Raw genomic sequence first — 25,660 nt, forward strand, 5'->3', positions numbered from 1 at the left:
CGAAAGGCCGACAGCCATGACCTCCGATGACCTGATCGTCGATGACCCGACCGCCGCCGAGCCGGTCGTCACCGACCTCCCGTCCGCGAGCCTCCCGTCCGCGAGCCTCCCGTCCGCGAGCCTCCCGGATCGCGAATGGTTCTCCTCCGCCTTCCGGCGCCTCGTCGACAGCGTCGGCGGCGTCGTGCTCGGCAAGGAGGAGGAGGTCGCCCTGGTGGTGACCGCGATGATCGCCGAGGGCCACATCCTGCTGGAGGACACCCCGGGGACGGGCAAGACGTCGCTGGCGAAGAGCGTGGCGGCGAGCATCGCGGGGGAGCACCAGCGCATCCAGTTCACCCCCGACCTGCTGCCGGCGGACGTCGTCGGGGTCACGATCTTCGACCAGCGCGAGCAGCAGTTCGTCTTCCACCCCGGCCCCGTGTTCGCGAACGTGCTGCTCGCGGACGAGATCAACCGGGCGTCGCCGAAGACCCAGGCCGCCCTCCTCGAGGTGATGGAGGAGGGCCAGGTGACCGTCGACGGCGAGACGTACGCGGCGCCGGCGCCGTTCGTCGTGATCGCGACCCAGAACCCGGTCGAGCAGGCGGGCACGTACCCGCTGCCGGAGGCGCAGCTCGACCGCTTCCTCATGAAGCTGTCGCTCGGCCACCCCGACCGGACCGCGGCCCTCGCCATCCTGTCCGGCTCCGCGGTGCGCGGGCGCTCGGCCGCCGGCGTCGAGCCGGTGCTGCGGGTGGAGGACGTGTCGAGGATGATCGCCATCGCGGCCGGCGTGCACGTGGATCCGTCGGTGCTCGAGTACATCCTGACGATCTGCGACGCGATGCGTGAGGACCCGCGGGTGCGGCTCGGGGTCAGCATGCGCGGCGCGCTCGCGCTGGTTCGCTGCGCGAAGGCGCTGGCGGCGTCACGCGGCCGTGGTCATGTGCTCCCCGACGACGTGAAGGCGCTGGCGGGGCCGGTGCTCGCCCACCGCCTCATCCTCGATCCGGACGCGGAGTTCTCAGGGGCGACGGCCGACGCGGTCGTGCGCGACGCCGTCGAGGCCGCCGTGCCCCCGGCCGAGCGGGCGGCGTGACGGCCCAGGATCCCCGCCCCGGGCGCGCCAGGGCCATCGGCGCGGCCGGAGCGGTGACGCTCGCGCTCGCCGTCGTCCTCGTCGGGGGCGGCCTCATCGCCGGATGGGTGGAGCTGGTCGTGCCGGGGCTCGCACTCCTCGCCCTGCTCGGCACCGGCGCGCTGATGACGATCGGGAGGTCGGCGTACGACGTGCGCGTCGACCTGACCCGCTCCCGCGTGCGGGTCGGCGAGCGGGCGATCGGCCGCGTCGTCGTGATCGCGACCGGCACCCGGCGGTCGGCGCCGACCCTCCTCACCCTCCCGGTGGGCGCGAACGCCGCCGACTTCGAGCTGCCGGGGCTGTCGCCCGCGCAGGAGTTCGACGAGTCGTTCATCGTGCCGACGGCGCGCCGGGGCGTGGTGCTCGTGGGGCCGGTCGTCTCGCGGCGCGGTGACCCGCTGGGCCTGCTGCAGCGCACGGTGACCTGGACGGAGCCGGAGGTCATCCACGTCCACCCCCGGACGGTTCGCCTGCCGCTGCTCGAGAGCGGTCGGCTGCGCGACCTCGAGGGCGACGCCACTGGCGACGTGGCCGACAGCGGTCTGAGCTTCCACGCCCTGCGCGAGTACGTCCCCGGCGACGACCGCCGCAGCGTGCACTGGCGCGCCAGCGCCCGTCTTGGCAGCCTGATGGTGCGGCAGTACGAGGACCTCCGGCGCACCCGGCTCGCCGTCGGGCTGTCGCTCGACGAGGCGGAGTACACGTCGCCGGCCGACTTCGAGCTGGCCGTGTCCGCCTTCGCCTCCATCGGTGTCGGCGCCGTGCGCGGAGGGACGCTCGACGCCGTCTTCACCGGGATGGCGGCGCTCGGACGGCCGGGGGAGGAGCGGCTGCTCGACTCCGCCGCCGCGGCGGACGGGGGCGATGAGGGCGGGCTCGCCCCGCTGCTGCGGACGATCCGCGACGGAGCGCCCGGCGCGACGGCGGTCGTCGTCGTCACGGGCAGCCGGGTGGAGCGGCGCACCGTGTTCTCGCTCGCCTCCCGTCTGGGGCATCCCGCCCCGGTGACCGTGCTGGCGTGCCGCGAGGGTGTCGCCGTCCGGTCCGCCGCGCAGGGACGCACCGGGTACCGGACTCTGGGCCGGTTGACGGACCTCCCGCTCGCCCTGACGTCGGGGGGTGCACGATGAGCCGCGGCGACCGGGCGACCGGTCGGGCCCCGGGCCGGGCGACGCGCCGGGCGACGCGCCCGGCGAACGGTCGGGCGACGACGTGGGCGACGCGCCCGGCGACCGGTCGTGCAGCGGCTCTGCGCCTCGTCGACGCTGCGGTGCTCGCGGTCGCCGTCATGGCGGCGTGCGGCCCGCTCGTCCCCGTCTACGGCGGCATCGCCGCCGCGCCGGCGATCGTGGGAGGGGCGCTGCTGGGCGCGGTGATCGCCGCCTCCACCGCACCGCGCCTCCCGCTCACCGTGTCGCTGCTGTGCCTGGTCGTCGGGTACGCCGTCGCCGGGACCGCGCTGTGCCGGGTGGCGGGGGCGGTCGCGGACGTCGTGCCCACCGCCGCCACCCTCGCCGTGCTCGCGCGCGGACCCGTGACGACCTGGAGCCGGGTGCTGACACTGCCCGCCCCGCTCGGCGCGGACGGGGAGGCGCTGATCGCCGCGTTCGTCATCGCGCTGGTCGGCGCGTTCGCCGCCTGCTCGATCGCCGCGCGTGCGTCGGGCGCCCGGCGGGCGCAGGCCGCCGCCCTCGTGCCTGTCGCGGTCCTGGTGCTCGCGCTGGTGTTCGCGTCCGACCGCTCGCTGGCCGCCGTGGGCGTCGGCGTCGGGATGACCGCCCTGCTCGCCTTCTGGGCCGCATGGCGCGCCGGGAGGCTGCGCACGCGACGGCCGCTCGCGCTCGTGCTGGTCGTGGCGGCGCTCGCGGCCGGGGGCGCGGCCGCTCCCGTGGCAGTGCGCGCCGACCGGCTGCAGGTGCGCGAGCAGGTGCAGCCTCCCGTCGACCTGTCGGACCTGCCGAGCCCGCTGAGCGCCTTCCGCCGCTTCGTCAAGGACGGCGACCAGGCCATGCTGACGGTCTCCGGGCTCCCGGCGGGCGCGCCCGTGCGGCTGGCGACGATGGACGCCTACGACGGGCTGGTGTGGAACGTGTCCGCTGACGGGGTGCAGGACGGTGCGGAGGCGGCCGGCGACGGATCGGCGGCGGCCAGCACGACGGGTGATGGCGGGGCGAACGGTGGCCGGTTCCGCCGCGTCTCGACCGACGGCCGTGTCTCCGGAGCACCGGCGACCGCGGACGACGCGGGCCGGGGGACGGGCGCGGAGGTCTCGGTCACCATCGGGGCGCTGGGCGGCGTCTGGGTGCCCACGGTCGGTGAGCCGACGGCCATCCGGAGCGGGCAGGGGACGACCCTCCCCGGGCTGCAGGCCGATGCGGCCACCGGGACGGCGATCCTCCCGGGCGGGCTCGAGCGGGGGATGCAGTACACGCTCGACGCGCGGTGGACGCCGCGGCCGACCGACGCGCAGCTCGCGAAGGCGGTCGCAGCAGCCTCGTCCCTCGCCGTCGTGAACGGAGCCCCTCCCGCCATCGCGGAGGCCGCCGCATCGATGACGCGTGCCGGTGCGGAGGCGGACGGCCCCGCGGCGGGCGGGGCGAAGGCTGCTGACGGCGCGCAGGCCGCGGGTCGCGCGGCGACCGGTGGGGCGCTGGCCCAGCGGATCGCGGGCGAGCTGTCCAGCCGGGGCTACTTCAGTCACGGGCTGGTGGGCGACGGCGACTATCCGTCGCTGTCCGGTCACGGGGCGGAGCGCATGTCCACCTTCCTCACCGGCGATGTGATGGTCGGCGACGACGAGCAGTACGCCTCGGCGATGGCCCTGATCGCGCATGAGCTCGGACTGCCCGCCCGAGTTGTGCTGGGGTTCCGCGTGCCGGCGGACGGGGATGCCGCGACGGCCTCCGCGACGGCGAGGGGCGGCTCTCCGACGCGCACGACCACCTTCACGGGGCGCGACATCGCCGCCTGGGTGGAGGTCGACCTGCGCGGGTACGGCTGGGTCCCGTTCACGCCGACCCCGCCCGAGAGCAAGCGCCCGGACAGTGCGGCGCCGCAGCCGACGCCCGAACCCACGACGCGTGCCGAGCAGGTGCCGCCGCGTCAGCCCGAGCCGACGCAGGCGCCGGACACCCGGGCGCAGACGCCGCCCACGGACGACGCGAAGACTCCCCGCGAGGCCGCAGACTGGCGTCCCGCGGCGCTGGTCGCGGGCGGCTCCGCGCTGGGACTGCTGGCGCTCATCGCACCGTTCGCCGCCATCCTGATCGCCAAGACGTCCCGGCGACGCCGTCGTCGACGCGCGCCGGAACCGCTGCAGCGCGTCACCGGCGGATGGGACGAGGTGCTGGCCCTCGCGTCCGACCACGGCCTCGTGCTCGGCCGCACGGCGACACGCGCGGAGAAGGCGGAGGCGCTGTCGGCGCGCTGGCCGCAGGCCGGAGCGGCCAGGGTCGAAGAGCTCGCCGACCGCGCCGACACGGCGGTGTTCGGTGAGGGCGGCACCGGGGCCGAGGAGGCCGAGCGCTTCTGGGCGATCGTGGACGAGCTGCGGGCGGAGGTCGCTGCCGGCTCCGGGTGGCGGCGACGGCTGCGGGCGCGGTTCTCGCTGCGGTCGCTGCGGCGGCCGGGACGGCAGGGACGGCTGGCGCGGCGGGGACGGCCGGCGCGGCGGTGGTGGCGTGGAACGCGTCGCGGTGGGTCGTGAGGCGGGGCGGGCGCCACGGCCTCAGGAGGCCGAGTGCGCCTCCAGGAACGCGTAGACCTCCGTGTCGTCCACGCCGGGAAAGGATCCCGACGGCAGCGGCGAAAGGATGTGCGCGTGCAGCCGCGCGCTGGGCCACGCCCGCCCGGCCCAGCGTCCGGAGAGGTCGGCGGCCGGGCGCTTGCAGCACGACTCGTCCGGGCAGCGCGACTCCGCCCGCGCCGTGGTCTCGCGCCCGCGGAACCACTTCGCCTGGTCGAACGGCACCCCGACCGTGATCGAGAAGCCGCCCTCCGCCGTGCTTCCGGTCTGGGTGGCGCACCAGTACGTGCCGGCCGGGGTGTCGGTGTACTGGTACAGCTCCGTCGTCCGGTTGGTGTGGGTGAAGGCGCTGCGGGCGCCCCACTTGCGGCACACGATCTGGCCCTCGATCGAGCCGGTGACGTCCGTCGGCAGCGGCAGGCCGTCGTTCTCGTACCCCTTGTAGAGCGCGCCGTCGTCGCCGACGCGCAGGAAGTGCAGCGTCATGTCGAGGTGGCTCGTCGCCAGGTTCGTCAGGCGCAGCGCCGCGGCTTCGTGCGTGACACCGAACGCGTCGCGGAAGTCCTCCACGGCGATGTCCTTGTCGCGCTTCGCCTGCTGCAGGAAGGCGACAGCGGCCTCCCGCGGCATCAGGCAGCACGCCGCGTAGTAGTTGATCTCGAGCCGCTGCCGGAGGAAGTCGGCGTAGCTCGCGGGACGCTCGTGCCCCAGCAAGCGGTGCGCCATCGCCTGGAGCGCCATCGAGCGGAGGCCGTGGCCGCCCGGGATCGACGCGGGCGGAAGGTAGATGCGCCCGTTGGCGAGGTCGGTGATGGAGCGGGTCGAGCGCGGGAGGTCGCCGGCGTAGATGAGCTCGAAGCCGAGCTGCTCGGCCATGACGCTCACCTCGCGATGGGTGAGTGCGCCGCGCACGTGGCCGGAGGCGCGCACCCGCTCCTCCGCGAGCTGCTCGATCTCGGGGATGTAGTTGTCCTGGGCGCGCATCCGCTCGCGGAGCTCGGTGTTGGCGCGCCGGGCCTCCTCGGGGGTCGCGATGGCCTCGGTCGCGCGGCGGGCGAGCTCGCGGTGGAGGCCCACCAGCGCCTCCAGCGTCTCTGTCGGTGTGCCCTTGGTGGGCTTGACCGGCGGCAGGCCGAGCGAGCTGTAGAGGGGGCCGCGCTGGACGCGGGCCAGCTCCAGCTCGAGGGCCGACCGCTCGTCGGGCGGCTCGGCCGAGAGCAGGTCGGCGAGCGTGACGCCGAGCTCGCGGGCGAGGGTCGTGAGGAGGGTGACGCGCGGCTCGCGCTTGCCGTTCTCGATCAGCGAGAGCTGGCTCGGGGCGACGCCGACCGCGGCGCCCAGCTCGTCCAGGGTGAGTCCGCGGCGGGCGCGGAAGTGCCGCAGGCGGTGCCCGAGGGTGGCGGCGTCGGCGACGGCGGTGTCGGTGTCCATGCGTTCACGATAGCGAAAGAATCACGATTCTTTCGAGCACATTCTAGGACGAGAGGGGTGGAAACTCACGGATGCTGGGTTCCACACCGATTCTTCACGACGAGAGGACCCCCGGAATGACGATCGCCGACCTCCGCCCGACCGACCTCGACGACGACGCCCCCGGCGGCCTGGAGGCCCTCTCCGCCTGGGTGGACGACATCGCCGCCCTCACCCTCCCCGACCAGGTCGTCTGGTGCGACGGCTCGCCCGCCGAGGCGGACCGGCTCACCAAGCAGCTCGTCGCGGAGGGCAAGCTCATCCGGCTCAACCCCGAATGGCGCCCGAACAGCTTCCTCGCGCGCACCGACCCCGGTGATGTCGCCCGGGTCGAGGACCGCACCTTCATCTGCTCCGAGGACGCCGACGACGCCGGCCCCACCAACAACTGGCGTGAGCCGGAAGGGATGCGCGCCGAGCTGCGCGACGTCTTCGCCGGAAGCATGCGCGGTCGCACGATGTACGTGGTCCCGTTCTCGATGGGGCCGCTCGGCGGCCCGCTGTCGCAGGTCGGCGTGCAGGTCACCGACTCCGCCTACGTCGCCGTGAGCCTCGGGATGATGACCAGGGTCTCGTCGGCGGTCGTGTCGCTCATCGAGGCGGGCGCGCCGTGGGTGCGGACGGTGCACAGCGTCGGCGCTCCGCTCGTCGGCGCGGACGGCGTGCGGCACGACGACGTCGCCTGGCCGTGCAACGACACCAAGTACATCGTGCAGTTCCCCGAGACGCGGGAGATCTGGTCGTACGGCTCCGGGTACGGCGGCAACGCCATCCTCGCGAAGAAGTGCTTCGCTCTGCGGATCGCGTCCGTGATGGCGCGCGACGAGGGCTGGCTGGCCGAGCACATGCTCATCGTGAAGGTCACCTCGCCCGAGGGACGCGTCTTCCACTTCGCAGCGGCGTTCCCGTCGGCGTGCGGCAAGACGAACCTCGCGATGCTGAGCCCGAGCATCCCCGGATGGCGCGTCGAGACGGTCGGCGACGACATCGCCTGGCTGCGGCAGGGCCCGGACGGGAGGCTGCGGGCGATCAACCCGGAGGCCGGCTTCTTCGGCGTCGCGCCCGGCACGGGCGAGAAGACCAACGCGACCGCCGTGAGCACGCTGTGGGGCAACACGATCTTCACCAACGTGGCGCTGCGCGACGACGGCGACGTCTGGTGGGAGGGGCTGACCGACGAGCCGCCCGCCCACCTGGTCGACTGGGAGGGGAGGGACTGGACGCCCGGCTGCGGGCGCCCGGCCGCGCATCCGAACTCCCGCTTCACCGTGAGCGCCGCGCAGTGCCCGTCCATCGCCGACGACTGGGACGCCTTCGACGGCGTGCCGATCGACGCCATCCTGTTCGGCGGCAGGCGCGCGACCAATGTGCCGCTCGTGGCGCAGGCGCGCGACTGGCGGCACGGCGTCTTCATCGGCGCGACCGTGTCGTCGGAGCAGACGGCGGCGGCCGAGGGGACGGTCGGGGAGCTGCGCCGCGACCCGTTCGCGATGCTGCCCTTCTGCGGCTACAACATGGCCGACTACTGGGCGCACTGGCTGCGCTTGGGGGAGCGGCTCGGCGAGAACGCGCCCGCGGTCTTCCAGGTGAACTGGTTCCGCAAGGGCGACGACGGACGCTTCCTCTGGCCGGGCTTCGGTGAGAACGCGCGCGTGATCGAGTGGATCGCGCGCCGCGTGGAGGGGAGTGCCGGCGCCGTGTCGACGCCGATCGGGCGCCTCCCGGTCGTGGACGAGCTCGACCTCGACGGGATCGACCTGCCGGAGGAGGACCTCGCCGAGCTGTTCGAGGTCGACCGCGACAGCTGGCTGGCCGAGTGCGACCTCACCGAGGAGTTCTTCGATCGGTTCGGCTCGCGGGTCCCGCCCGCGCTGCGCGCCGAGCTGGCCTCCCTCCGCTACCACCTCCGCGCCTAGCGTCCAGCCCTAGCCGCCCGCGCCCACCCCCCGGCAGCCGCCGAGTACGCCCGAATTCGCGGGCAAACCGCCGAGTACGCAGAGTCTGCGCGTACTCGGCGGTTGCCCGGTGCCCGGCTGGTGGCGCGGGTCAGACGAGGAGCTGGTGCTTCGCGAGGTCGCGGTAGAGCGGGGTCGAGGCGACCAGCTCGGAGTGCGTGCCGACGCCGACGACGCGGCCGTGGTCGAGCACGACGATCTGGTCGGAGTCGACCACCGTGGAGAGCCGGTGGGCGATGACGAGGAGGGTGCGGTCGGCGGCGACGGCGTCGATCGCCTCCCGCATCAGCTGCTCGTTGCGGCCGTCCAGGCTCGACGTCGACTCGTCGAGCAGCAGCACGGGCGGTGCGGCGAGCAGGGCGCGCGCGATCGCCAGGCGCTGGCGCTCGCCGCCGGAGAGCATGATGCCGTCCTCCCCGACCGGCGCGTCGAGCCCGCGGTCGCTGCGCTCCAGCACCTCGGTGAGATTGACCGCGTGGAGCACGTCGACGCACTGCGGGTCGGTCGCGTCGGGCGCGGCCAGCGTGAGGTTGTCGCGGAGGGAGCCGGCGAGCACGGGCGCGTCCTGCTCGACGTAACCGAGCTGGGAGCGGAGCGCCACGCGGTCGAGGCGGCGCACATCCGTCCCGCCGAAGCGCACCTCGCCGGACACCGGGTCGTAGAACCGCTCGATCAGGGCCAGGATGGTCGACTTGCCCGCGCCGGACGGCCCCACGAGGGCCGTGCGCTTGCCGCGCGGGATGGTGAAGCTCACGCCGTGCAGCACGCCGGAGGGGCGGATGCCGTCCGCCTCCGCTCCCTGACCGGCCGCGGCCTCCGCCTCGGCGACGATGTCGGTCCCGGTCAGGGCCTCGAACGCCAGCCGCTCGGGACTCGGCTGGGTGGCGTCGGCCGCGGCGCCGGCGCGCCCCTCCTGGTCGGCCGGCGCAGCCTCCGAATGCTCCGGATACGCGAAGTGCACGTCCGCGAACTCGATCGCGGGCGCGTCCGGTGCCAGAGCCTCGTTCGCCGCGCCGACCGTCATGCCGAGCGGGGCGATCTCGCGGTCCCGCTGGTCCTCGGTCGGCAGGTCGAGGATCTCCTGGATGCGGCCCAGCGCGCCGAGCGCCGAGTTGACGGCGGCGATGGCGCCGAACGCCTGCCCGAGCGGGAGGATCATCATGAACAGGAACAGGATGAACGCCACGAGGTTCGCGACCGTGATGTCTCCGGAGGCGACCCGGAAGCCGCCGACGCCCAGCACCACCAGGAACGACACCTGCATCGCGATCCCGGCCACGGGCACGACCAGCGCCGAGATCTTCGCCACCCGGATGCCCATGCGGTAGGCGCCCGTCGCATCCTCGTCGACGGCCGCGATCTCGCGCTCGGTGGCGTTCGCGGCGCGGATGGTCCGGACCGAGCTGATGGCCCGCTCCACCGCCGCCGCCAGATCGCCGACCTTCGTCTGCGCCTTCTGGCTCGCGACGCGGATGCGGCCGGAGAGGAGGGTGACGACCACGATCGACACGGCGACCACGAGCACCGTCAGCCCGAGCAGCACCGGGTCGATGATGAGCATCGCGATCAACGCGCCGACGAACGTGAGGGCGCCGCCGATCGCCTCCACCAGGCCCTGCGTGAGCACCGCCCGCAGGAGTGTCGTGTCGGAGCCGACGCGCGAGACCAGGTCGCCGGTGCGGCGCGTGTCGAACTCGCTGATCGGGAGGCGCAGCATCCGCCCCACGAGCCGGCGCCGGGACGACAGCACCACGCCCTCGCCGCTGCGCTGCAGCAGGTAGTGCTGGTAGCCGGAGATGAGGCCCGAGATCACGACCAGCGCGACGAGCCCCCACACCAGCCCACCGAGCGGCTCGCCCTTGCCGACGATGTCGATGACCTGGCTGACCAGCAGCGGCTGCGCGAGGCTCGCCGCCGCGCCCAGGATGCTGAGCACCACGACGAACGCGAGCACCCCGCGATGCTCGAGCAGGTAGGGGAGCAGCTGGCTGAAGCGGGCGCGGGGACCGGCGTCGTCGGTGCGCCGGGAGAAGGGGGAGCGGCGCCGGGCGGGCGCGGAGTGCGTGGTGCTCATGCATCGACCGTACGGCCTCCGGGCTGCCGGTTCGCTGGAAGATCGGGCACGGGGCGCGCTCGGGGCATGCGCCCGTCCGCCCTGGAAGGTGTCGGGGGTCGAGGCTACGCTGCTGAACTATGCCGACGCCCGTCATCGCCGCCACCGACCTGGTCAAGAAGTACAAGGACTTCCCGGCCGTCGACGGCATCAGCTTCGAGGTGGAGCCGGGGGAGTCCTTCGGGCTCCTCGGGCCCAATGGCGCGGGCAAGTCGACGACGATGCGGATGATCGGGGCCGTCTCCACCCGCACCGCGGGCGATCTCAGCATCCTGGGCCTCGACCCCGACCGCTACGGCCCCGAGATCCGGTCGCAGCTGGGCGTCGTGCCGCAGGCCGACAATCTCGACACCGAGCTGCGGGTGCGCGAGAACCTCATCGTCTACGGTCGCTACTTCGGCCTCCCCGGCGCCCGGGTGCGGGCGAGGGCGGACGAGCTGCTCGCCTTCGCGCAGCTGGAGGACAAGGCGAAGGCCAAGGTCGACGACCTGTCGGGCGGCATGAAGCGCCGCCTCACGATCGCCCGCGCGCTCATCAACGACCCGCGCATCCTCCTGCTCGACGAGCCGACGACCGGGCTCGACCCGCAGGCCAGGCACATCCTCTGGGACCGGCTGTTCCGGCTCAAGGAGCAGGGCACGACGCTCGTGCTGACCACGCACTACATGGACGAGGCCGAGCAGCTCTGCGATCGGCTCGTCGTCGTCGACAAGGGCGCCATCATGGCCGAGGGGTCGCCCGCCGCCCTCATCCGCGAGTACTCCACGCGGGAGGTGCTGGAGGTACGGTTCGGCTCCGAGCGCAACGCCGAGGTCGCCGGGCTGCTCGACGGCGTCGGGGAGCGCGTGGAGGTGCTGCCCGACCGCATCCTCGTCTACAGCGACGACGGGGAGGCCGAGCTCGCGCGCATCACCGACCGCGGCCTCCACCCGCTCACCAGCCTGGTGCGCCGGTCGAGCCTGGAGGACGTCTTCCTGCGGCTCACCGGACGGAGCCTGATCGAATGAGCGCGCCCGCCTCGATACCGGGCCGGGGTCCTTCCCCGGCGCCCGCGGGCGAGGACGCGCGGGCGGCGCTCGCCGCGGCCGTGCGGCCCCGCCGGTTCGGCGCGTGGTACGTGGCCGAGCACCGCTTCCGGGTGATGCGGTCGTACCTGCAGACGCTGCTGTTCACCGGGTTCGGCAACCCGCTCGTCTATCTCTTCGCGATGGGGGTCGGGCTCGGGAGCCTGGTCAGCGGCAATCTCGGACCGCAGGCCGTCGACGGCGTCAGCTACCTGACCTTCGTCGCCCCCGCCCTGCTCTGCACGGCCGCGGTCACGGTGGCGAGCGAGGAGTTCACCTACCCGATCATGCTCGGGTTCAAGTGGAACCCGACCTTCACGGGCATCAACGCGGCGCCGATCGCACCGGGTCAGATCATCGACGGCATCGTCATCTCGGTGCTCGCGCGGCTGATCGGCACGTGCGTCGTCTACTACGCGTTCATGCTGCTGTTCGGCGCGGTGCCGGGGCCGTGGGGCTGGCTGGGGGTGCTCGCGGCGACGCTCGGCGGCCTCGCCTTCGGCGCGCCGATCATGGCGTACGTCGCCACCCTCGAGCAGGACACCGGTCAGATCGCCATGCTCATGCGGTTCGTGCTGCTGCCGATGACGCTGTTCTCCGGCACGTTCTTCCCGCTGGAGACGATGCCGCCGTACCTGCAGTGGATCGGCTGGCTCTCCCCGCTCTGGCACTCCACCGAGCTCGCGCGCGTCGCGTCGTACGGCTCACCGGAGCCCGCCTGGCTGACCGTGCTGCACGTCGTGTACCTGCTCGCCCTGTCCGCCGTCTTCTGGCTGTGGACCCGGCGCATCGCCGCGAGGAGGCTGAACAAGTGACCACGACCGACGACCGCCTCGTCGCGACCGTCTCGCACGGCCGGCCGCGGCGAGGAGGCTGAACAAGTGACCACGACCGACGACCGCCTCGTCGCGACCGTCTCGCACGGCCGGCCGCTGCGGGCGCTCTACGCGGGCAATGCCCGCTCGGTGATGCAGCGCGGCTGGTTCGCCACCCGCAGCACCAACTGGATGGTGATCGCCTCGGGCTTCTTCGAGCCGATCTTCTACCTGCTCTCGCTCGGCGTCGGCTTCGGCGCCCTCGTCGGAACGATCACGACCGAGAACGGCCAGGAGGTGCCCTATGCCGCCTTCATCGCGCCCGCCCTGCTGGCGACGGCGGCGATGAACGGGGCGGTGTACGACTCCACCTGGAACGTCTTCTTCAAGATGCACTTCGCGAAGCTGTACGAGGGGATGCTCGCAACCTCGCTCGGGCCGCTCGACGTCGCGCTCGGCGAGATCCTGCTGGCGCTCGCCCGTGGAGCGCTCTACGCGATCGGCTTCATGCTGGTGATGCAGGCGCTGGGGCTGAACCTGTCGTGGTGGGCGCTGCTCGCCCTCCCGGCCGTGCTGCTGATCGCGTTCGGCTTCGCGAGCTTCGGGATGGGTGTCACCAGCTACATGAAGACCTTCCAGCAGATGGACTGGATCAACTTCATCCTGCTGCCGATGTTCCTGCTGTCGGCGACCTTCTACCCGATCACGGTGTATCCGGAGCCGATCCAGTGGATCATCCGCGCCCTCCCGCTGTGGCACGGCGTCGAGCTGGTGCGCGGGCTGACGACGGGCGCGGTCGACCTCGGGATGCTGTGGCACGTGCTCTACTACGCCGTGATGATCACGCTGGGGCTCATCCTCACCACGCGCCGCCTCCGTGCGCTCTTCCTGGACTGAAACGCGGACGAGGGGCGCCGTTCGGTCGGAATTCCGGTGGAATAGCGACCGAACGACGCCCCTCGGCGCCGGTGCAACGTGTTCTACGAGACGTTGTCGGTGAAGTTGGTGTCGCGGGTCTCCTTCGAGAGCAGCAGCGCGATCAGCGTGAGCACGCCGGCGAGCGACAGGTAGACGCCGACCCAGATGGTCGAGCCGTCGGCCAGCGTCCACAGCCACACCGCGATGGTCGGGGCGACGGCCGCACCGAGCACGCTGGAGAGGTTGTAGGCGATCGCCGAGCCCGTGTACCGCACGTTGGTCGGGAACAGCTCGGGCAGCTCCGCGCCCATCGGCCCGAAGGTGAGGCCCATCAGCGTGAAGCCGATGATGAGCAGCGCCATGGTGCCGACGAAGCCGCCGCCGAACAGCGGGACGAACAGGAGGCCGAACACGATGATCCCGAGCGTCACCCAGATCAGCGTCTTGCGGCGGCCGAAGCGCTCGGCGAGCGGGCCGGCCACCAGGGTGAAGATGCCGAAGAAGATCACGCCGACGATGAGCATCAGCAGGAAGTCGTTGCGGTTGTAGCCGAGGCCCGGGATGAATGCGGCCGGGTCGAACGGCTTGCCCGCCTTCTCGGCCGCGGCCTGCGCCTGAGCCGGGGTGGCGGCCGTCGTGCCGTAGGTGAGGGTGAAGGCGGTCATCAGGTAGAACAGCACGTAGGTCGCCAGCATGATGAACGTGCCGAGCACGATCTGGTACCAGCTCGTCTTGAAGACGCGCGCGAGCGGGAGCTTCGCGACCTCGCCGGTGTCGACGACCTTCTGGAACGCCGGGGTCTCCACCAGCTTGAGCCGCACGTACAGGCCGACGATGACGAGCACGGCGCTCAGCAGGAACGGGATGCGCCAGCCCCAGGCCGCGAAGGCTTCCGGCGAGATCGTGAGGCTCAGGACGAGGAAGAGCAGGTTCGCCACGATGAAGCCGATCGGCGCGCCCAGCTGCGGGAAGGTGCCGTAGATCGCACGCTTGCCCTCTGGGGCGTTCTCGGTGGCGAGCAGGGCTGCGCCGCTCCACTCGCCGCCGAGCCCGAGGCCCTGGCAGAACCGCATGATGACGAGGAGGAACGGGGCCCAGAACTCCCAGCCGGGCACCTGCGCGGTCGGCAGGCATCCGATCAGCACGGTCGCGATGCCCATGGTGAGTAGGGAGCCGACGAGCGTGCCCTTGCGGCCGATGCGGTCGCCGAAGTGGCCGAACAGGATCGAGCCGACGGGGCGGGCGATGAAGGCGACGCCGAACACGGCGAACGAGGCCAGCAGCGCGGTGGTCGGGTCGTCGTTGGTGAAGAACAGCGACGGGAAGACGAGGACGGCCGCGGTCGCGTAGACATAGAAGTCGTAGAACTCGATCGAGGTGCCGATGAGGCTGGCGAGGATGACGCGCCCGCGCGTGTTGGCGGGAGCAGGAGTGACGGAGGCCGTCGTAGACATGCGTGTGGGACTTCCGGTGAGCGGATGGGGACGTCGCCGCGCGGCGCCGGCGTCGGTCGGGCGTGCGGGCGCGGGGCGGCGAGAAGTGGAAGGCGCTTGTGGCGCACCCTCCAGCCTAAGCGACTCCGGCTGGCTAGGCTGACCGCATGGATACTCTCTTCTCGGTCCTGCACGTGGTCGCGGCGGTCTTCATCGTCGGGCCGATGGCGATCCTGCCCATGACGGCGATGCGCGCGGTCAGGGCGGGCAACGCCGACCAGGTCGGGGTGCTGGCGAAGTCCACCAACCTGCTCTCGCTGCTGTCCCTCCTCGTCATCGTGTTCGGCTTCGGTGCGATGAGCCTCGCCGACGAGAAGTACCACCTCAGCATCACGACTCCGTGGATCCTCTGGTCGCTCATCCTGTACGTGGTCGCATTGGGGCTGACGCTGTTCCTGGTCGTGCCGACGATGCGCCGTGCGGCCGAGGCGCTGCGCGAGGGGACGGCGTCGCGCTACCCGGCGATCGCCGCGGGGTCGGGCGTCGCGTCGCTGCTGCTGGTGGTGGTCGTGGTGCTCATGGTCTGGAAGCCGTAGCGGCTCGGGCGCTCGGGCGCTTGACGCGGCGCGAGCGGCCTCGTATCGTGCTATTCAACACAATTGTTGATTAATGGATGGGTTGAGCATGACGGAGGACGAGACGCTCGACGGCGCGTTCGCGGCGCTGGCCGACCCGGTGCGGCGGGCGATCGTCGCGCGCCTGAGCCGGGGGCCGGCCACGGTGAACGAGCTCGCGGAGCCGTTCGACATCACGCTCCAGGCGGTCTCCCGGCACATCGGCGTGCTGGAGGCGGCCGGCCTGGTGTGGCGCACCCGCGAGGCGCAGCGACGCCCGGTCCACCTCGACGCCGCTGCCCTCGAACGCCTCACCTCCTGGATCGACCGCTACCGGCTCGAGGCGGAGTCGCGCTACCGGCAGCTCGATGCCGTGCTGGCGGAGGACGGGGCAGGCCGACAGTGAACGACGACAGGGCTGCTCACCCCACGCCCCCGGTCCCCGCAGGTGCCATGATGCTCGAACTGGTGATGCTCCCGGTCGGCGACATCGACCGCAGCATCGCCTTCTACCGGGATCGCGCCGGCTTCACGGTGGATGTGGACGTCACCCCCGCTGAAGGAGTCCGCATCGTGCAACTGACGCCTCCCGGTTCGTACTGCTCGGTGACCATGACGGCGGGAATGGCGGACACCGGCATGGCGCCGGGGTCGCTGCGCGGTCTCCACCTGGTGGTCGCCGACATGGACACCGCCCGCGAACGGCTGCTCGCAGGCGGTGTCGAGGTGGGTCCGGTTCAGGACATGGGCGGCGTGCTGTATGCCTGGTTCAGCGATCCCGACGGAAACACATGGACGCTCCAGCACATGCCGTGGCGCACCTGAACGGTCGGTGCGTCAGCCCCGCAGCTCGCGCAGCGTGAGCGCGGTCGCCAGGGCGGCGTGCGCCGCCTCCTGCCCCTTGTCCTCCTTGGAGCCGGGGAGGCCGGCGCGGTCGAGGCCCTGCTGCTCGTCGTCCAGGGTGAGCACGCCGAAGCCGACGGGCTTGCCGGTGTCGAGCGCGACCCGGGTCAGGCCGTCGGTCGCGGCCGCCGACACGTACTCGAAGTGCGGCGTGCCGCCGCGGATGATCACACCGAGGGCGACGACCGCGTCGGCCCCCGCCTCCAGCGCCGCCTTGCTGACGACCGGCAGCTCGAAGCTGCCCGGTACACGCACCAGGCTGTAGGAGGCGCCGGCCGCGTCGAGCGTGCGCCGGGCGCCCGCGATCAGGCCGTTCGTGATCTCCTCGTGCCAGGTGCCGGCGACGACGACGACCCGCAGGCCGCTCCCGTCGATCGTCTCCGCGGCGTCCGGTGCTCCCGCTCCGCTCATCGTGTCGTCCTCTCCGCGGCGATCGCGTCCGCTGTGTGGGTGGTGTCGGTGGTCTGGTCGATGGCGCCGATGGCGTGGCCCATCCGGTCGCGCTTGGTCTCGAGGTAGCCCTCGTTGAAGCTGCCGACGCCGACGACGAGCGGCACGCGCTCCTCGACCTCGACGCCGTGCTCCTCGAGTTGGCGCACCTTCTCCGGGTTGTTGGTCAGCAGCCGCACGGACTCGATGCCGAGATCCTGCAGGATCGCCGTCGCCGCGCCGTAGTCGCGGGCGTCGATCGGGAGGCCGAGGGCGAGGTTGGCGTCGAGGGTGTCGAGGCCGTCCTCCTGCAGCTTGTAGGCGCGCAGCTTGTTGATGAGGCCGATGCCGCGGCCCTCGTGCCCGCGCAGGTAGACGACGACGCCGCCCTCCCGCTGGATGGTGTCGAGCGCGGCGTCGAGCTGCGGCCCGCACTCGCACTTCAGCGACCCGAACGCCTCGCCGGTCAGGCACTCGGAGTGGACGCGGACCAGGCTGCCCGTCGCCCCCGGCGTGCCGGAGACGATCGCGACGTGGTCGGCGCCCGTCATGCGGTCGCGGTAGGCGCGCATCCGGAAGGCGCCGTGCCCGGTCGGGACCGTCGTCTCGACCTCGAAGATCACGCGCGAGGTCTCGGGGATCGGCGCCACCGTCTCCAGCTGCTGGTCGCAGTGGAACTCCTGCAGGTACGCGATCAGGGCCTCGATGGTGATGACGAGCACGCCCTCCCTGTCACCGAGCTCGATGAGGCCGGGGAGGCGCATCATCTCGCCGTCGTCGGCCACGATCTCGGCGATGGCGCCGACCGGGGTCATGCCGGCGAGCTTCAGGAGGTCGACAGCCGCCTCCGTGTGCCCGTCGCGCTCGCGCACCCCGCCGTCGACCGCGCGCAGGGGGAGGATGTGGCCGGGCCGGTGCAGGCTGGCGGGCGTCGACTCCAGGTTCGCCAGCACGCGCAGCGTGTGGGCGCGGTCGGCGGCGCTGATGCCGGTGGAGAGCCGGTCGGCCGCGTCGACGCTGATGGTGTAGTTCGTGCCGCGGGCGTCCTCGTTGTTGACGACCATGACCGGCAGCTCGAGGCGGTCGGCGATCTCGTTGGTCATCGGCGCGCAGATGAAGCCGGAGGAGTTCTTCACCGTCCAGGCGATCCACTCCTGGCTGGCGAGCTCGGCGGCGAGGATCACGTCGCCCTCGTTCTCGCGGCTCTCGTTGTCGACGACGATCACCGGGCGGCCGGCGCGCAGCTCGGCGAGGGCCTCGGGGATGGTGGCCAGGCTCATGACGCACTCCGTTCTGTCAGCTGCGGCTCGAGCGCGAGCATGCGCTCCACGTGCCGCGCCAGGATGTCGGTCTCGATGTTGACGCGATCGCCGGGCACGCGGTCGCCGAGGGTGGTGGCGGCGAGGGTCTCTGGGATGAGCGAGACCTCGAACCAGCCGTCGTCGCGGCCGCCGCCGACCTCGCTCACGGTGAGGGAGACGCCGTCGATCGCGATCGAGCCCTTGCGCGCCACCAGCGGGGCGTGCTGCGGGTCGAGGCTCAGCCGGACGACCCGCCAGGCGCTGCCGTCCTCGACCGAGAGCACGGTCGCTGTGCCGTCGATGTGGCCCTGCACGATGTGTCCGCCGAGGCGGTCGCCGACCTGGGCTGCGCGCTCGAGGTTGACGCGGCGCCCGGGTGCGACGTCGTCGAGCGTGCTCATCGCCAGGGTCTCGGCCATCACGTCCGCGGTGAAGTGCTCGGCGTCCTTCTCGATGACGGTCAGGCAGACGCCGCTGACCGAGATGGAGTCGCCGTGCCGCGCGTCGCTCACCGCCAGTGGCCCGCGCACGGTGACGCGGGCGGCGTCGGCCGTGCGCTCGACGGCGGTGATCTCGCCCAGCTCTTCGATGATTCCGGTGAACATGCTCAGCTCTCCTTCGCCGGCGCCTGGCCGGTTTCTGCTGCGGGGACGGCCCGGATGTAGAGGTCCTGGCCCAGTCGCTCGATGTCGAGGATGCGCAGCCTCCGCTGCTCCCCGATGGTCGTGACGCCGATGTCGCCGATCGCGTGCTGCGGTCCGCCGAGCAGCGTCGGCGCGACATAGATGGCGTACTCGTCGACGAGGCCGGCGGCGACGAACGCGGTCGCGAGCGTCGGGCCTCCCTCGACGTAGACGCGGCGGAAGCCGCGCTGGTGGAGGTCGGCGACGACCTGGTGCAGGTCGTGCGTGCCCTCGAAGATCACCGGGTTGGGGTGACGGAACACGGCGGCGTCGTTGGGGACGGCGCGCGTCCCGACGACGACCGGCGTCGGCTGCGTGCCCATCAGCTCCCCGGCATCGCCGCGGGCCGTGAGGCTCGGGTCGTCGGTGAGCACCGTGCCGGTGCCCACCACGATCGCATCGGAGGCCTCCCGCTGCTCGTGCACGCGCTGGCGCGCGGCGGCGCCGGTGATCCAGCGGCTCGTGCCGTCGGCGGCGGCGGTCCGTCCGTCGAGGCTGGCGGCCCACTTCACCGTGATGTGCGGGCGGCCGAGCCGCGCCGCCGTCAGCCAGTCGTCGAGGAAGCGCTCGACCTCGTCCGCGAGCACGCCGGCCACGACCTCGACGCCCGCCTCGCGGAGGCGCTCCGCCCCGCCGCTGGAGTGCCGGCCGGGATCGGCGACCGCGTACACGACGCGGCCGACGCCCGCGGCGATCAGCGCCTCCGAGCACGGGCCCGTGTGGCCCCAGTGGTTGCAGGGCTCCAGCGTCACGACCGCGGTGGCACCGCGGGCGCCGCCCTCGGGGAGCCGGCTGAGCGCGTCCACCTCGGCGTGCGCGGTGCCGACGCCGCGATGCCAGCCCTCGGCGAGCACATGGCCGTCGGCGGAGACGATCACGCAGCCGACGCGCGGGTTGGCGCCGGTCGCCGGGCCGTTGGCCGCGAGCTCGAGCGCGGTGCGCATGTGGCTTTCCCACGTCATCCGGTGCGTCCTCTGTCTCTCGCTGTTCGTAGCGGGCGGACGTGCACCGGGGGTCGTGGAGGCGGCGGCCGACGACGGCCGCTGCCACGTGCATCCTCCCATCCGGACTGATCGCATCGGCTCTCGCCGTGCGCATTACCGTCGGTGCCGGAATTCCACCGGCTCAGCGGGGGCGCTGGCGCGCCGTCCGCTCGCGGACTATGACCGCCGGTTCGGACTCTCACCGACCCCGGAGCACGTTACTTCTGTTGTCGAGTGTAGGACAACGCGTCGGCGCCGGTCCTATTCCCGTCGATTCATGACGGCGGGCGGGATGGGAACGTTGTCACCCATATGGGTTGCAGAAATATTACATGTATCAGTAGGGTGGCGGGATGCAACGCACCATCCGCTCCAGATCCGTCGTTCGAGTCGGCGCCGCCGGCATGTCCGCCATCGTCGCCGCCGTGGCGCTGCTCCTCACCGGCGCCCCGGCCGGAGGCGCGACCGGCTCCACCGGCATCGCCGAGTACATGCCGCCGGCCGCGCAGACGCTGACAGTGCCGAAGCCGTACGACGACTTGTCGTTCTACGTCTGCGGCGCGACGCCGAACGGGACGGCCCGCATCTTCTCGGCCGACACCGGCCGCGATGTGTACGCCCTACCGGGCGACACGATGGAGTTCGTCGGCAGGGCCAAGGGGTGCCAGGTGCCGTACGCTCCGACGGACGAGGCCGAGTTCGGATTCGTCGGGAGCGAGCTGCACTGGTCGCTCGTCCCCGGGCAGGGCGGCGCGGCCCAGGAGCTCGGAGCCGGCAACGTGCTGCAGGACGGGCGCGACGTCATCCCCACCACCAGCCGGATCGAGCGGACGCTCCGTGCCGGTGACGACGGGGCGAAGCTCAGCTACGGCACCGTCAACCAGGTCGAGACGCCGAACGGTCTCGACTGGGTGGGCGGCGGATTCACCGTCATCCTCCACGTCGTCGACCCGCACCTCCGGCTCACCAAGGAGGTCTGCCTCACGGGCACCGGCTGCGACGCCGCGGACGATGCGCAGTGGGGTCCCGCCGCGACGGTCGCCGCCGGCACGGACGTGCAGTGGCGCCTGACGGCCACCAACACGGGCTCGGTCGCGCTCGCCGACGTGCGGGTCTCCGACGACGTCCTGGCGGGCGGGACCGCGTCGGGCGGCGACTGCGCCGGGGCTTCCGTCGTGGCGTCGCTCGCTCCCGGCGGCTCCGCGGCGATCACCTGCACGAGCACCGCGGTGAAGGGCGCGGGCGATGTCGTCAACTCGGCGAAGCTCACGAGCAGCTTCGCCGACCCGAGCGGCGGACGGCTCGCCGCCCGCTTCACCGACGGCGTGCAGTCGAACATCGCGTCGGCGTCGGTCCGGACGCTCGCGCCCGCCATCGCGCTCGTCAAGCAGGTGTGCGTCACCGGAACCGGGTGCGATGTCGGCGACGACGCGCAGTGGACCAACCGCGTGGTGGTCCCGCTCGGTGGGGATGCGCAGTGGCGGCTCACGGTGACGAACACCGGTAACACCACCCTGACCGACGTCGTCCCGACGCAGGAGAACCTGACCGGAGGCGTGGCGGGCCCGAGCAAGGAGTGCGAGGGGCTGGCCTTCGGCACGCTCGCGCCCGGTCAGAAGAAGTCGCTCGACTGCACGACGACCGGGATCGTCGACACCACCCAGGACACCGTCAACCACGCCGTCGTGCGCGGCATGCCGTCCGACGATGCGGGGCATCCCTACGACACGCTGTACCCGGCGGGCGTGAGCACGCAGGAGGCGACGGCCGCCGTGGCGACGTCGGCGCTCATCCTCGACCCGAATCCCGGGATCACCGGTCCGCCGCTCGCTCCGGCGCCGGGTGAGGGCACGCCCCAGCCCCCGGCCGGTGGTCAGCAGGTGCCCGGGGGAGAGGCGCCCTCCGCGAGCGCGTCGCCCACGCCCGCGGCGTCGACGGTCGCAACGGGCTCGCGCTCATCCGCGAACGTCCTCGCCTCCACCGGTCTCGACGCCACCTTCGGCGGCGTGGCGGCCGCGCTGCTGCTGGCCGTCGGCGCCGCGGTGCTGATCCTTCGTCGCCGGGCGGCGCGGGGGTAGCGCTCGCGCGGCGCTCCCGCCGACGACGGTCGGCGCGCCGACATGAAGACGGTCAGCGCGCCGATGCGACGGCGGCCGGTGCCGGATGGTCCTGGGCGATCTCCGGCGCCGCCCCGTCGCCCACGCCGTCGCCTGCGCCCACCCCGTCGCTGTCGCTGTCGCCAGCGCCGGCACCGGCACCGGCGCCGGCCGCTTCGGCCTCGTGCGCCTCATCGAGCGCGACGAGCGCCCGTGCCGTCCCCTCATCCACGATGAGATCGGTGATGAGGTTCGCCGCCAGCGCGCCGCGCAGGCTGTGCACCTTCGACGGACCGGACACGATGCAGACGCGGCGGGGCACGCGCTTGATCAGGTCGATGTCGGGGCCGCTGGCCCGCTCGTTCAGCGGGATGCCGTCGTGCGTGCCATCCTCGCGGAAGAACACCGTCGCGACGTCGCCGACGACTCCGGCGGCGTCGAGCGAGGCGTAGTCCGCGGCGTCGAGATAGCCACCCGCGTACACGTGCGAACGCACCTCCGAGAAGGGGGAGCCGAGGCCGAACAGCGCCACGTCCATCCGCTCCTGGATGTCGAGGATGCGCCGCGTGCTGCGCTCGCGCCACATCGCGACCTTGGTCTGCGGGTCGTCGAAGAGCGCGGGCACCGGGAACTCCTGGATCGTTCCCGAGTAGGTGTCACCGAACCGCCGCAGGATCTCCGACGCGTACAGCACACCCGTCGTGTACGTGTTGCCCGCCCCGTTGAGCTGCACGAACTCCACGTTGTGCAGCTCCTTGGGAATGAGGTGGCGGCTGAGCGCGCTCATCGTCGAGCCCCAGGCGATCCCGACCGTCATGTTGGAGTCGATGAAGCGGTCGAGAATCCGTGCAGCCGAGATCGCGACGCGCTCCAACCGGTCGACGTCGCTGATCGCGCTGGGCATCGGGACGATGTGCGCGGCGACCCCGTGCCGACTGTGGATCGCCTGCTGGATGCGCGTCGCACCTTCGTGCGGCTGGGCGATCTGGATCGTCACCAGCCCCGACGCCCGCGCGAAGCTCAGCAGCCGGGAGACGCTGGAGCGCGAGGTGTGCATCTCATGCGCGATCGCCTCCATGGTGAGGTCCTGCATGTAGTAGAGGTGCCCGGCCTTCAGGGCGTCGCGGACCTTGTCCGGCAGGTTCTCGGTCTCGGGTTGAGCCATTGGTTGAGCCATCGGGAGTCTTCTCGCTCGGGGGAGGCGGTGCACGTATGTGCAGCGACCTTGATCAGAGTTGTGGCGCGACCAAGACTATAGCCGTCCCACCACATTCTTCGAGATTCAGGAGTCCGACGTGGCCACGAATTCGACCATCCGCAGCGAGGTCCAGCGCCTCGCCGACCGCCCGACCGCGCAGGTGCTGATCGTCGGCGGCGGCATCAACGGTCTCGGCACCTTCCGCGACCTGGCCCTGCAGGGCGTCGACGTCGTGCTCGTCGAGCGCAACGACTTCGTCTCCGGCGCCTCCGCCGCGTCGAGCCACATGATCCACGGCGGCATCCGCTACCTCGAGAACGGCGAGTTCCGCCTGGTCAAGGAGTCCGTGACCGAGCGCAACGGCCTGCTCAAGATCGCCCCGCACTACGTCAAGCCGCTGCAGACGACCATCCCGATCTTCTCCACGTTCTCCGGCATCCTCGCCGCGCCGCTGCGGTTCCTCACCCACAAGCAGGGCAAGCCGAAGGAGCGCGGCGCGTTCCTCATCAAGACCGGGCTCACGATCTACGACTCCTTCTCGCGCGACGGCGGCTCGGTCCCTCGGCACTCGTTCAAGGGCCGCACGAAGGCGCTCGCCGAGCTCCCGAAGCTGAACCCCGACCTCAAGTACACCGCCACCTACTTCGACGCGTCCGTGCACGACCCCGAGCGGCTGGCCCTCGACGTGCTCGCCGACGGCCTCGCGACCGGCCCGCACGCCCGTGCCGTGAACTACGTGGAGGCGGTGGGCGCCCGCGACGGCGGCGTCGTCGTCCGCGACCGCGAGAGCGGCCACGAGTTCGTCATCACCGCCGACGTTGTGGTCAACGCCTCCGGCCCCTGGACCGACCTGACGAATGCCGCGCTCGGCGACACCACCCGCTACATGGGAGGCACGAAGGGCTCGCACATCGTCCTCGACAACCCGGAACTGCTCGAGGCCTGCAAGGGCCGGGAGATGTTCTTCGAGAACAACGACGGCCGCATCGTCCTGATCTACCCGCTGAAGGGCCGGGTCATGGTCGGCACGACCGACATCGATGCGGACATGTCGGAGCGCGCGGTGATCACCGAGGACGAGATCGACTACTTCATCGAACTCGTCTCGCACGTTTTCCCAACGATCCCGGTCACGCGGGAGCAGATCGTCTACACCTTCTCGGGCGTGCGCCCGCTGCCGCACCACGACGACACCGCGCCCGGCTTCGTCTCCCGCGACTACCGCATCGTCCCCGGCACCGTCGAGGGGCTCGGCGACACCACCGTGCTCAGCCTGGTCGGCGGCAAGTGGACGACGTTCCGCGCCCTGAGCGAGCACCTCGCGAACGAGACGCTGGCCGCGCTGGGAGTGTCGCGGACGGTCTCCACGCTGGGCCTGCCGATCGGCGGCGGCGCCGGCTTCCCCGCCACTCAGAAGGCCGAGAACGACTGGATCGCGCGCTACGGCGCCGATGTCGGCGCCGAGCGCGCCGCCCAGCTGCTGCACCGCTACGGCACCAAGGCGAGCTTCGTCATCGACGCGATCGCCGGCTGGGACGGCGAGGACGCCCCGCTGCAGGCGGCGCCCGACTACTCGCGCGCCGAGATCGACTACCTGGTGCGCACCGAGCACGTGGCCCACCTGGACGACGTGTTCCTGCGCCGCACGAGCCTCGCGTTCACCGGCTCGGTGACGCCGGCGCTGGTCCGCGAGATCGGCGAAATCACGGCAAACGCCCTCGGATGGTCGCCAACCCGGCGCGAGGAGGAGCAAGATGCGTTCAAGGCGGACCTCGCCGACGCTCACCGCGTGTTCCTCGCGCCGGCGGACGGGAGCGAGGCCGCAGCGGTCCGATGATGCACGAACGTGCATCATCCGGTCCTTGCCGGGGTGCACCGGGCGGCAATAGCGTTCAGGTGCAGTCCTGACGAGGTCCGCTCACTTCGCACGTCAGGGTGCGCGGTCAACTGAACAACTGGAAGGTCAACGTGGACAATATCGGTGTAGATTTCCTGTCTGAGCTGGTCGGCACGGCCATGCTGGTCCTCCTCGGTACCGGTGTCGTGGCGAACGTCGCCCTCATCAAGAACAAGGGCTTCAACGGCGGGTTCCTGATGGTGAACTTCGGCTGGGGCCTCGCGGTCTTCGCCGGCGTCATCGTCTCGTACAACTCGGGCGCCCACCTGAACCCGGCGGTGACGCTGGGCCTCGTGGCGAACGGGGCGAAGGCCTTCGGCTCCGCTGCGGCGCACACCCTGGTACCGGTCAACTTCATCACGGTGCTGCTGTACATCCTGGCTCAGCTGATCGGTGCCATCATCGGCGCGATCATCACGTTCCTGGCGTACAAGAAGCACTTCGACGAGGAGCCGGAGCCGGCGAACAAGCTCGGCGTCTTCTCGACCGGCCCGGCCATCCGCAGCTACGGCTGGAACCTGGTCACCGAGATCGTCGGCACCTTCGTGCTGGTGTTCGTCGTGATCGCCTTCGGCCACCAGCCCGGTCAGGCGGCCGGCCTGGCCGCCCTCGGAGCGCTGCCCGTCGCCCTCCTCGTGGTCGGCATCGGTGCGAGCCTCGGTGGCCCGACCGGGTACGCCATCAACCCGGCCCGTGACCTCGGTCCGCGCATCGCGCACGCCATCCTCCCGATCAAGGGCAAGGGGACGAGCGACTGGTCGTACTCCTGGGTCCCCGTGGTCGGACCGATCATCGGCGGCCTGATCGCCGGCTGGCTCGCGCTGCTGCTGCTCCCGATCATCAAGTAGCACCAGCCTCACGCACCATCCGGGGCCGGCCGGAGACCTCGGGCCGGCCCCTTCTCAGCCCCACACCAGAAC

20 protein-coding genes, 1 pseudogene and 1 riboswitch are annotated in these 25,660 nt (G+C 72.0%); of the genes and pseudogenes, 13 read left to right on the top strand and 8 right to left on the bottom strand.

Going from position 1 to position 25,660, the window contains the following annotated elements:
* Positions 1-16 precede the first annotated feature (16 nt).
* The 3 genes from ACR9ZG_RS01190 to ACR9ZG_RS01200 are packed head-to-tail and all read left to right on the top strand — an operon-like array spanning position 17 to position 4,829.
* Positions 17-1,081, top strand: a complete 1,065-nt coding sequence (locus tag ACR9ZG_RS01190) for an AAA family ATPase (protein ID WP_481282989.1) — start codon at positions 17-19, stop codon at positions 1,079-1,081.
* Positions 1,078-2,253: a DUF58 domain-containing protein gene (locus tag ACR9ZG_RS01195; protein ID WP_481282990.1), complete on the top strand. Its 1,176-nt coding sequence runs from the start codon at positions 1,078-1,080 to the stop codon at positions 2,251-2,253. Before ACR9ZG_RS01190 ends, ACR9ZG_RS01195 begins: the two co-directional genes overlap by 4 nt.
* On the top strand, positions 2,250-4,829 hold the full coding sequence (locus tag ACR9ZG_RS01200; protein ID WP_481282991.1) for a transglutaminase domain-containing protein: 2,580 nt from the start codon (positions 2,250-2,252) through the stop codon (positions 4,827-4,829). Before ACR9ZG_RS01195 ends, ACR9ZG_RS01200 begins: the two co-directional genes overlap by 4 nt.
* 21 nt (positions 4,830-4,850) lie before the next feature.
* Here the strand turns inward: ACR9ZG_RS01200 and ACR9ZG_RS01205 are convergent, their stop codons facing one another.
* The gene (locus ACR9ZG_RS01205; RefSeq protein WP_481282992.1) at positions 4,851-6,299 is read right to left on the bottom strand and encodes a helix-turn-helix domain-containing protein; all 1,449 of its coding nucleotides are present in this window, start codon (positions 6,297-6,299) and stop codon (positions 4,851-4,853) included.
* A gap of 116 nt (positions 6,300-6,415) precedes the next feature.
* Here ACR9ZG_RS01205 and ACR9ZG_RS01210 point away from each other — a divergent pair, with 116 nt between their 5' ends.
* Positions 6,416-8,254: a phosphoenolpyruvate carboxykinase (GTP) gene (locus ACR9ZG_RS01210; RefSeq protein ID WP_481282993.1), complete on the top strand. Its 1,839-nt coding sequence runs from the start codon at positions 6,416-6,418 to the stop codon at positions 8,252-8,254.
* Between the two features lie 130 nt (positions 8,255-8,384).
* Here ACR9ZG_RS01210 and ACR9ZG_RS01215 read toward each other — a convergent pair whose 3' ends face one another.
* Positions 8,385-10,367 (bottom strand): ABC transporter ATP-binding protein, encoded by a 1,983-nt coding sequence (locus ACR9ZG_RS01215; protein WP_481282994.1) that lies wholly within the window; start codon positions 10,365-10,367, stop codon positions 8,385-8,387.
* A gap of 119 nt (positions 10,368-10,486) precedes the next feature.
* Between ACR9ZG_RS01215 and ACR9ZG_RS01220 the strand changes: the two genes are divergently transcribed.
* From ACR9ZG_RS01220 to ACR9ZG_RS01230, 3 genes are all read left to right on the top strand, one after another.
* On the top strand, positions 10,487-11,413 hold the full coding sequence (locus ACR9ZG_RS01220; protein WP_481282995.1) for an ABC transporter ATP-binding protein: 927 nt from the start codon (positions 10,487-10,489) through the stop codon (positions 11,411-11,413).
* On the top strand, positions 11,410-12,285 hold the full coding sequence (locus ACR9ZG_RS01225; protein ID WP_481282996.1) for an ABC transporter permease: 876 nt from the start codon (positions 11,410-11,412) through the stop codon (positions 12,283-12,285). Before ACR9ZG_RS01220 ends, ACR9ZG_RS01225 begins: the two co-directional genes overlap by 4 nt.
* Before the next feature lie 66 nt (positions 12,286-12,351).
* Positions 12,352-13,182, top strand: coding sequence for an ABC transporter permease (locus tag ACR9ZG_RS01230; RefSeq protein WP_481282997.1), 831 nt, complete (start codon positions 12,352-12,354; stop codon positions 13,180-13,182).
* 83 nt (positions 13,183-13,265) lie between these two features.
* On the opposite strand, the gene ACR9ZG_RS01235 is transcribed toward ACR9ZG_RS01230, so the two are convergent.
* Entirely contained in the window at positions 13,266-14,657 is a 1,392-nt protein-coding gene (locus ACR9ZG_RS01235; RefSeq protein ID WP_481282998.1) for an MFS transporter, read from the bottom strand.
* 146 nt (positions 14,658-14,803) lie between these two features.
* Between ACR9ZG_RS01235 and ACR9ZG_RS01240 the strand changes: the two genes are divergently transcribed.
* The 3 genes from ACR9ZG_RS01240 to ACR9ZG_RS01250 all read left to right on the top strand — a co-directional run bounded on the left by ACR9ZG_RS01240 (position 14,804) and on the right by ACR9ZG_RS01250 (position 16,075).
* Positions 14,804-15,232, top strand: coding sequence for a DUF2269 family protein (locus ACR9ZG_RS01240; RefSeq protein WP_481282999.1), 429 nt, complete (start codon positions 14,804-14,806; stop codon positions 15,230-15,232).
* Between the two features lie 73 nt (positions 15,233-15,305).
* Positions 15,306-15,656 (top strand): ArsR/SmtB family transcription factor, encoded by a 351-nt coding sequence (locus tag ACR9ZG_RS01245; protein ID WP_481283000.1) that lies wholly within the window; start codon positions 15,306-15,308, stop codon positions 15,654-15,656.
* A 47-nt stretch (positions 15,657-15,703) separates the two neighbouring features.
* Positions 15,704-16,075: a VOC family protein gene (locus ACR9ZG_RS01250; protein ID WP_481283009.1), complete on the top strand. Its 372-nt coding sequence runs from the start codon at positions 15,704-15,706 to the stop codon at positions 16,073-16,075.
* Between the two features lie 12 nt (positions 16,076-16,087).
* Here the strand turns inward: ACR9ZG_RS01250 and ribH are convergent, their stop codons facing one another.
* From ribH to ribD, 4 genes are read right to left on the bottom strand one after another with little or no spacing between them, the layout of a single operon-like run.
* Positions 16,088-16,564, bottom strand: a complete 477-nt coding sequence (ribH, locus tag ACR9ZG_RS01255; protein ID WP_481283001.1) for a 6,7-dimethyl-8-ribityllumazine synthase — start codon at positions 16,562-16,564, stop codon at positions 16,088-16,090.
* Complete coding sequence (ribA, locus tag ACR9ZG_RS01260) at positions 16,561-17,862, bottom strand: GTP cyclohydrolase II (RefSeq protein ID WP_481283002.1); 1,302 nt, start codon at positions 17,860-17,862, stop codon at positions 16,561-16,563. Before ribA ends, ribH begins: the two co-directional genes overlap by 4 nt.
* Entirely contained in the window at positions 17,859-18,488 is a 630-nt protein-coding gene (locus tag ACR9ZG_RS01265; RefSeq protein ID WP_481283003.1) for a riboflavin synthase, read from the bottom strand. Before ACR9ZG_RS01265 ends, ribA begins: the two co-directional genes overlap by 4 nt.
* Before the next feature lie 2 nt (positions 18,489-18,490).
* On the bottom strand, positions 18,491-19,510 hold the full coding sequence (ribD, locus tag ACR9ZG_RS01270; RefSeq protein WP_481283004.1) for a bifunctional diaminohydroxyphosphoribosylaminopyrimidine deaminase/5-amino-6-(5-phosphoribosylamino)uracil reductase RibD: 1,020 nt from the start codon (positions 19,508-19,510) through the stop codon (positions 18,491-18,493).
* Positions 19,511-19,613: 103 nt separating this feature from the next.
* Positions 19,614-19,769: riboswitch (FMN riboswitch) on the bottom strand.
* Positions 19,770-19,902: 133 nt separating this feature from the next.
* Between ribD and ACR9ZG_RS01275 the strand changes: the two genes are divergently transcribed.
* Complete coding sequence (locus tag ACR9ZG_RS01275) at positions 19,903-21,627, top strand: DUF7507 domain-containing protein (RefSeq protein ID WP_481283005.1); 1,725 nt, start codon at positions 19,903-19,905, stop codon at positions 21,625-21,627.
* Between the two features lie 217 nt (positions 21,628-21,844).
* Here ACR9ZG_RS01275 and ACR9ZG_RS01280 read toward each other — a convergent pair.
* Positions 21,845-22,810 (bottom strand): annotated as a pseudogene (locus ACR9ZG_RS01280) (sugar-binding transcriptional regulator); the annotation flags it as partial.
* A 130-nt stretch (positions 22,811-22,940) separates the two neighbouring features.
* Between ACR9ZG_RS01280 and ACR9ZG_RS01285 the strand changes: the two are divergent.
* A complete protein-coding gene (locus ACR9ZG_RS01285; RefSeq protein WP_481283006.1) occupies positions 22,941-24,680 on the top strand; it encodes a glycerol-3-phosphate dehydrogenase/oxidase in 1,740 nt (579 codons plus the stop codon).
* Between the two features lie 179 nt (positions 24,681-24,859).
* Entirely contained in the window at positions 24,860-25,588 is a 729-nt protein-coding gene (locus tag ACR9ZG_RS01290) for an MIP/aquaporin family protein (RefSeq protein ID WP_481283010.1), read from the top strand.
* Positions 25,589-25,660 lie beyond the last annotated feature (72 nt).

The organism is Leifsonia sp. KNZ12-8B (assembly GCF_056755495.1).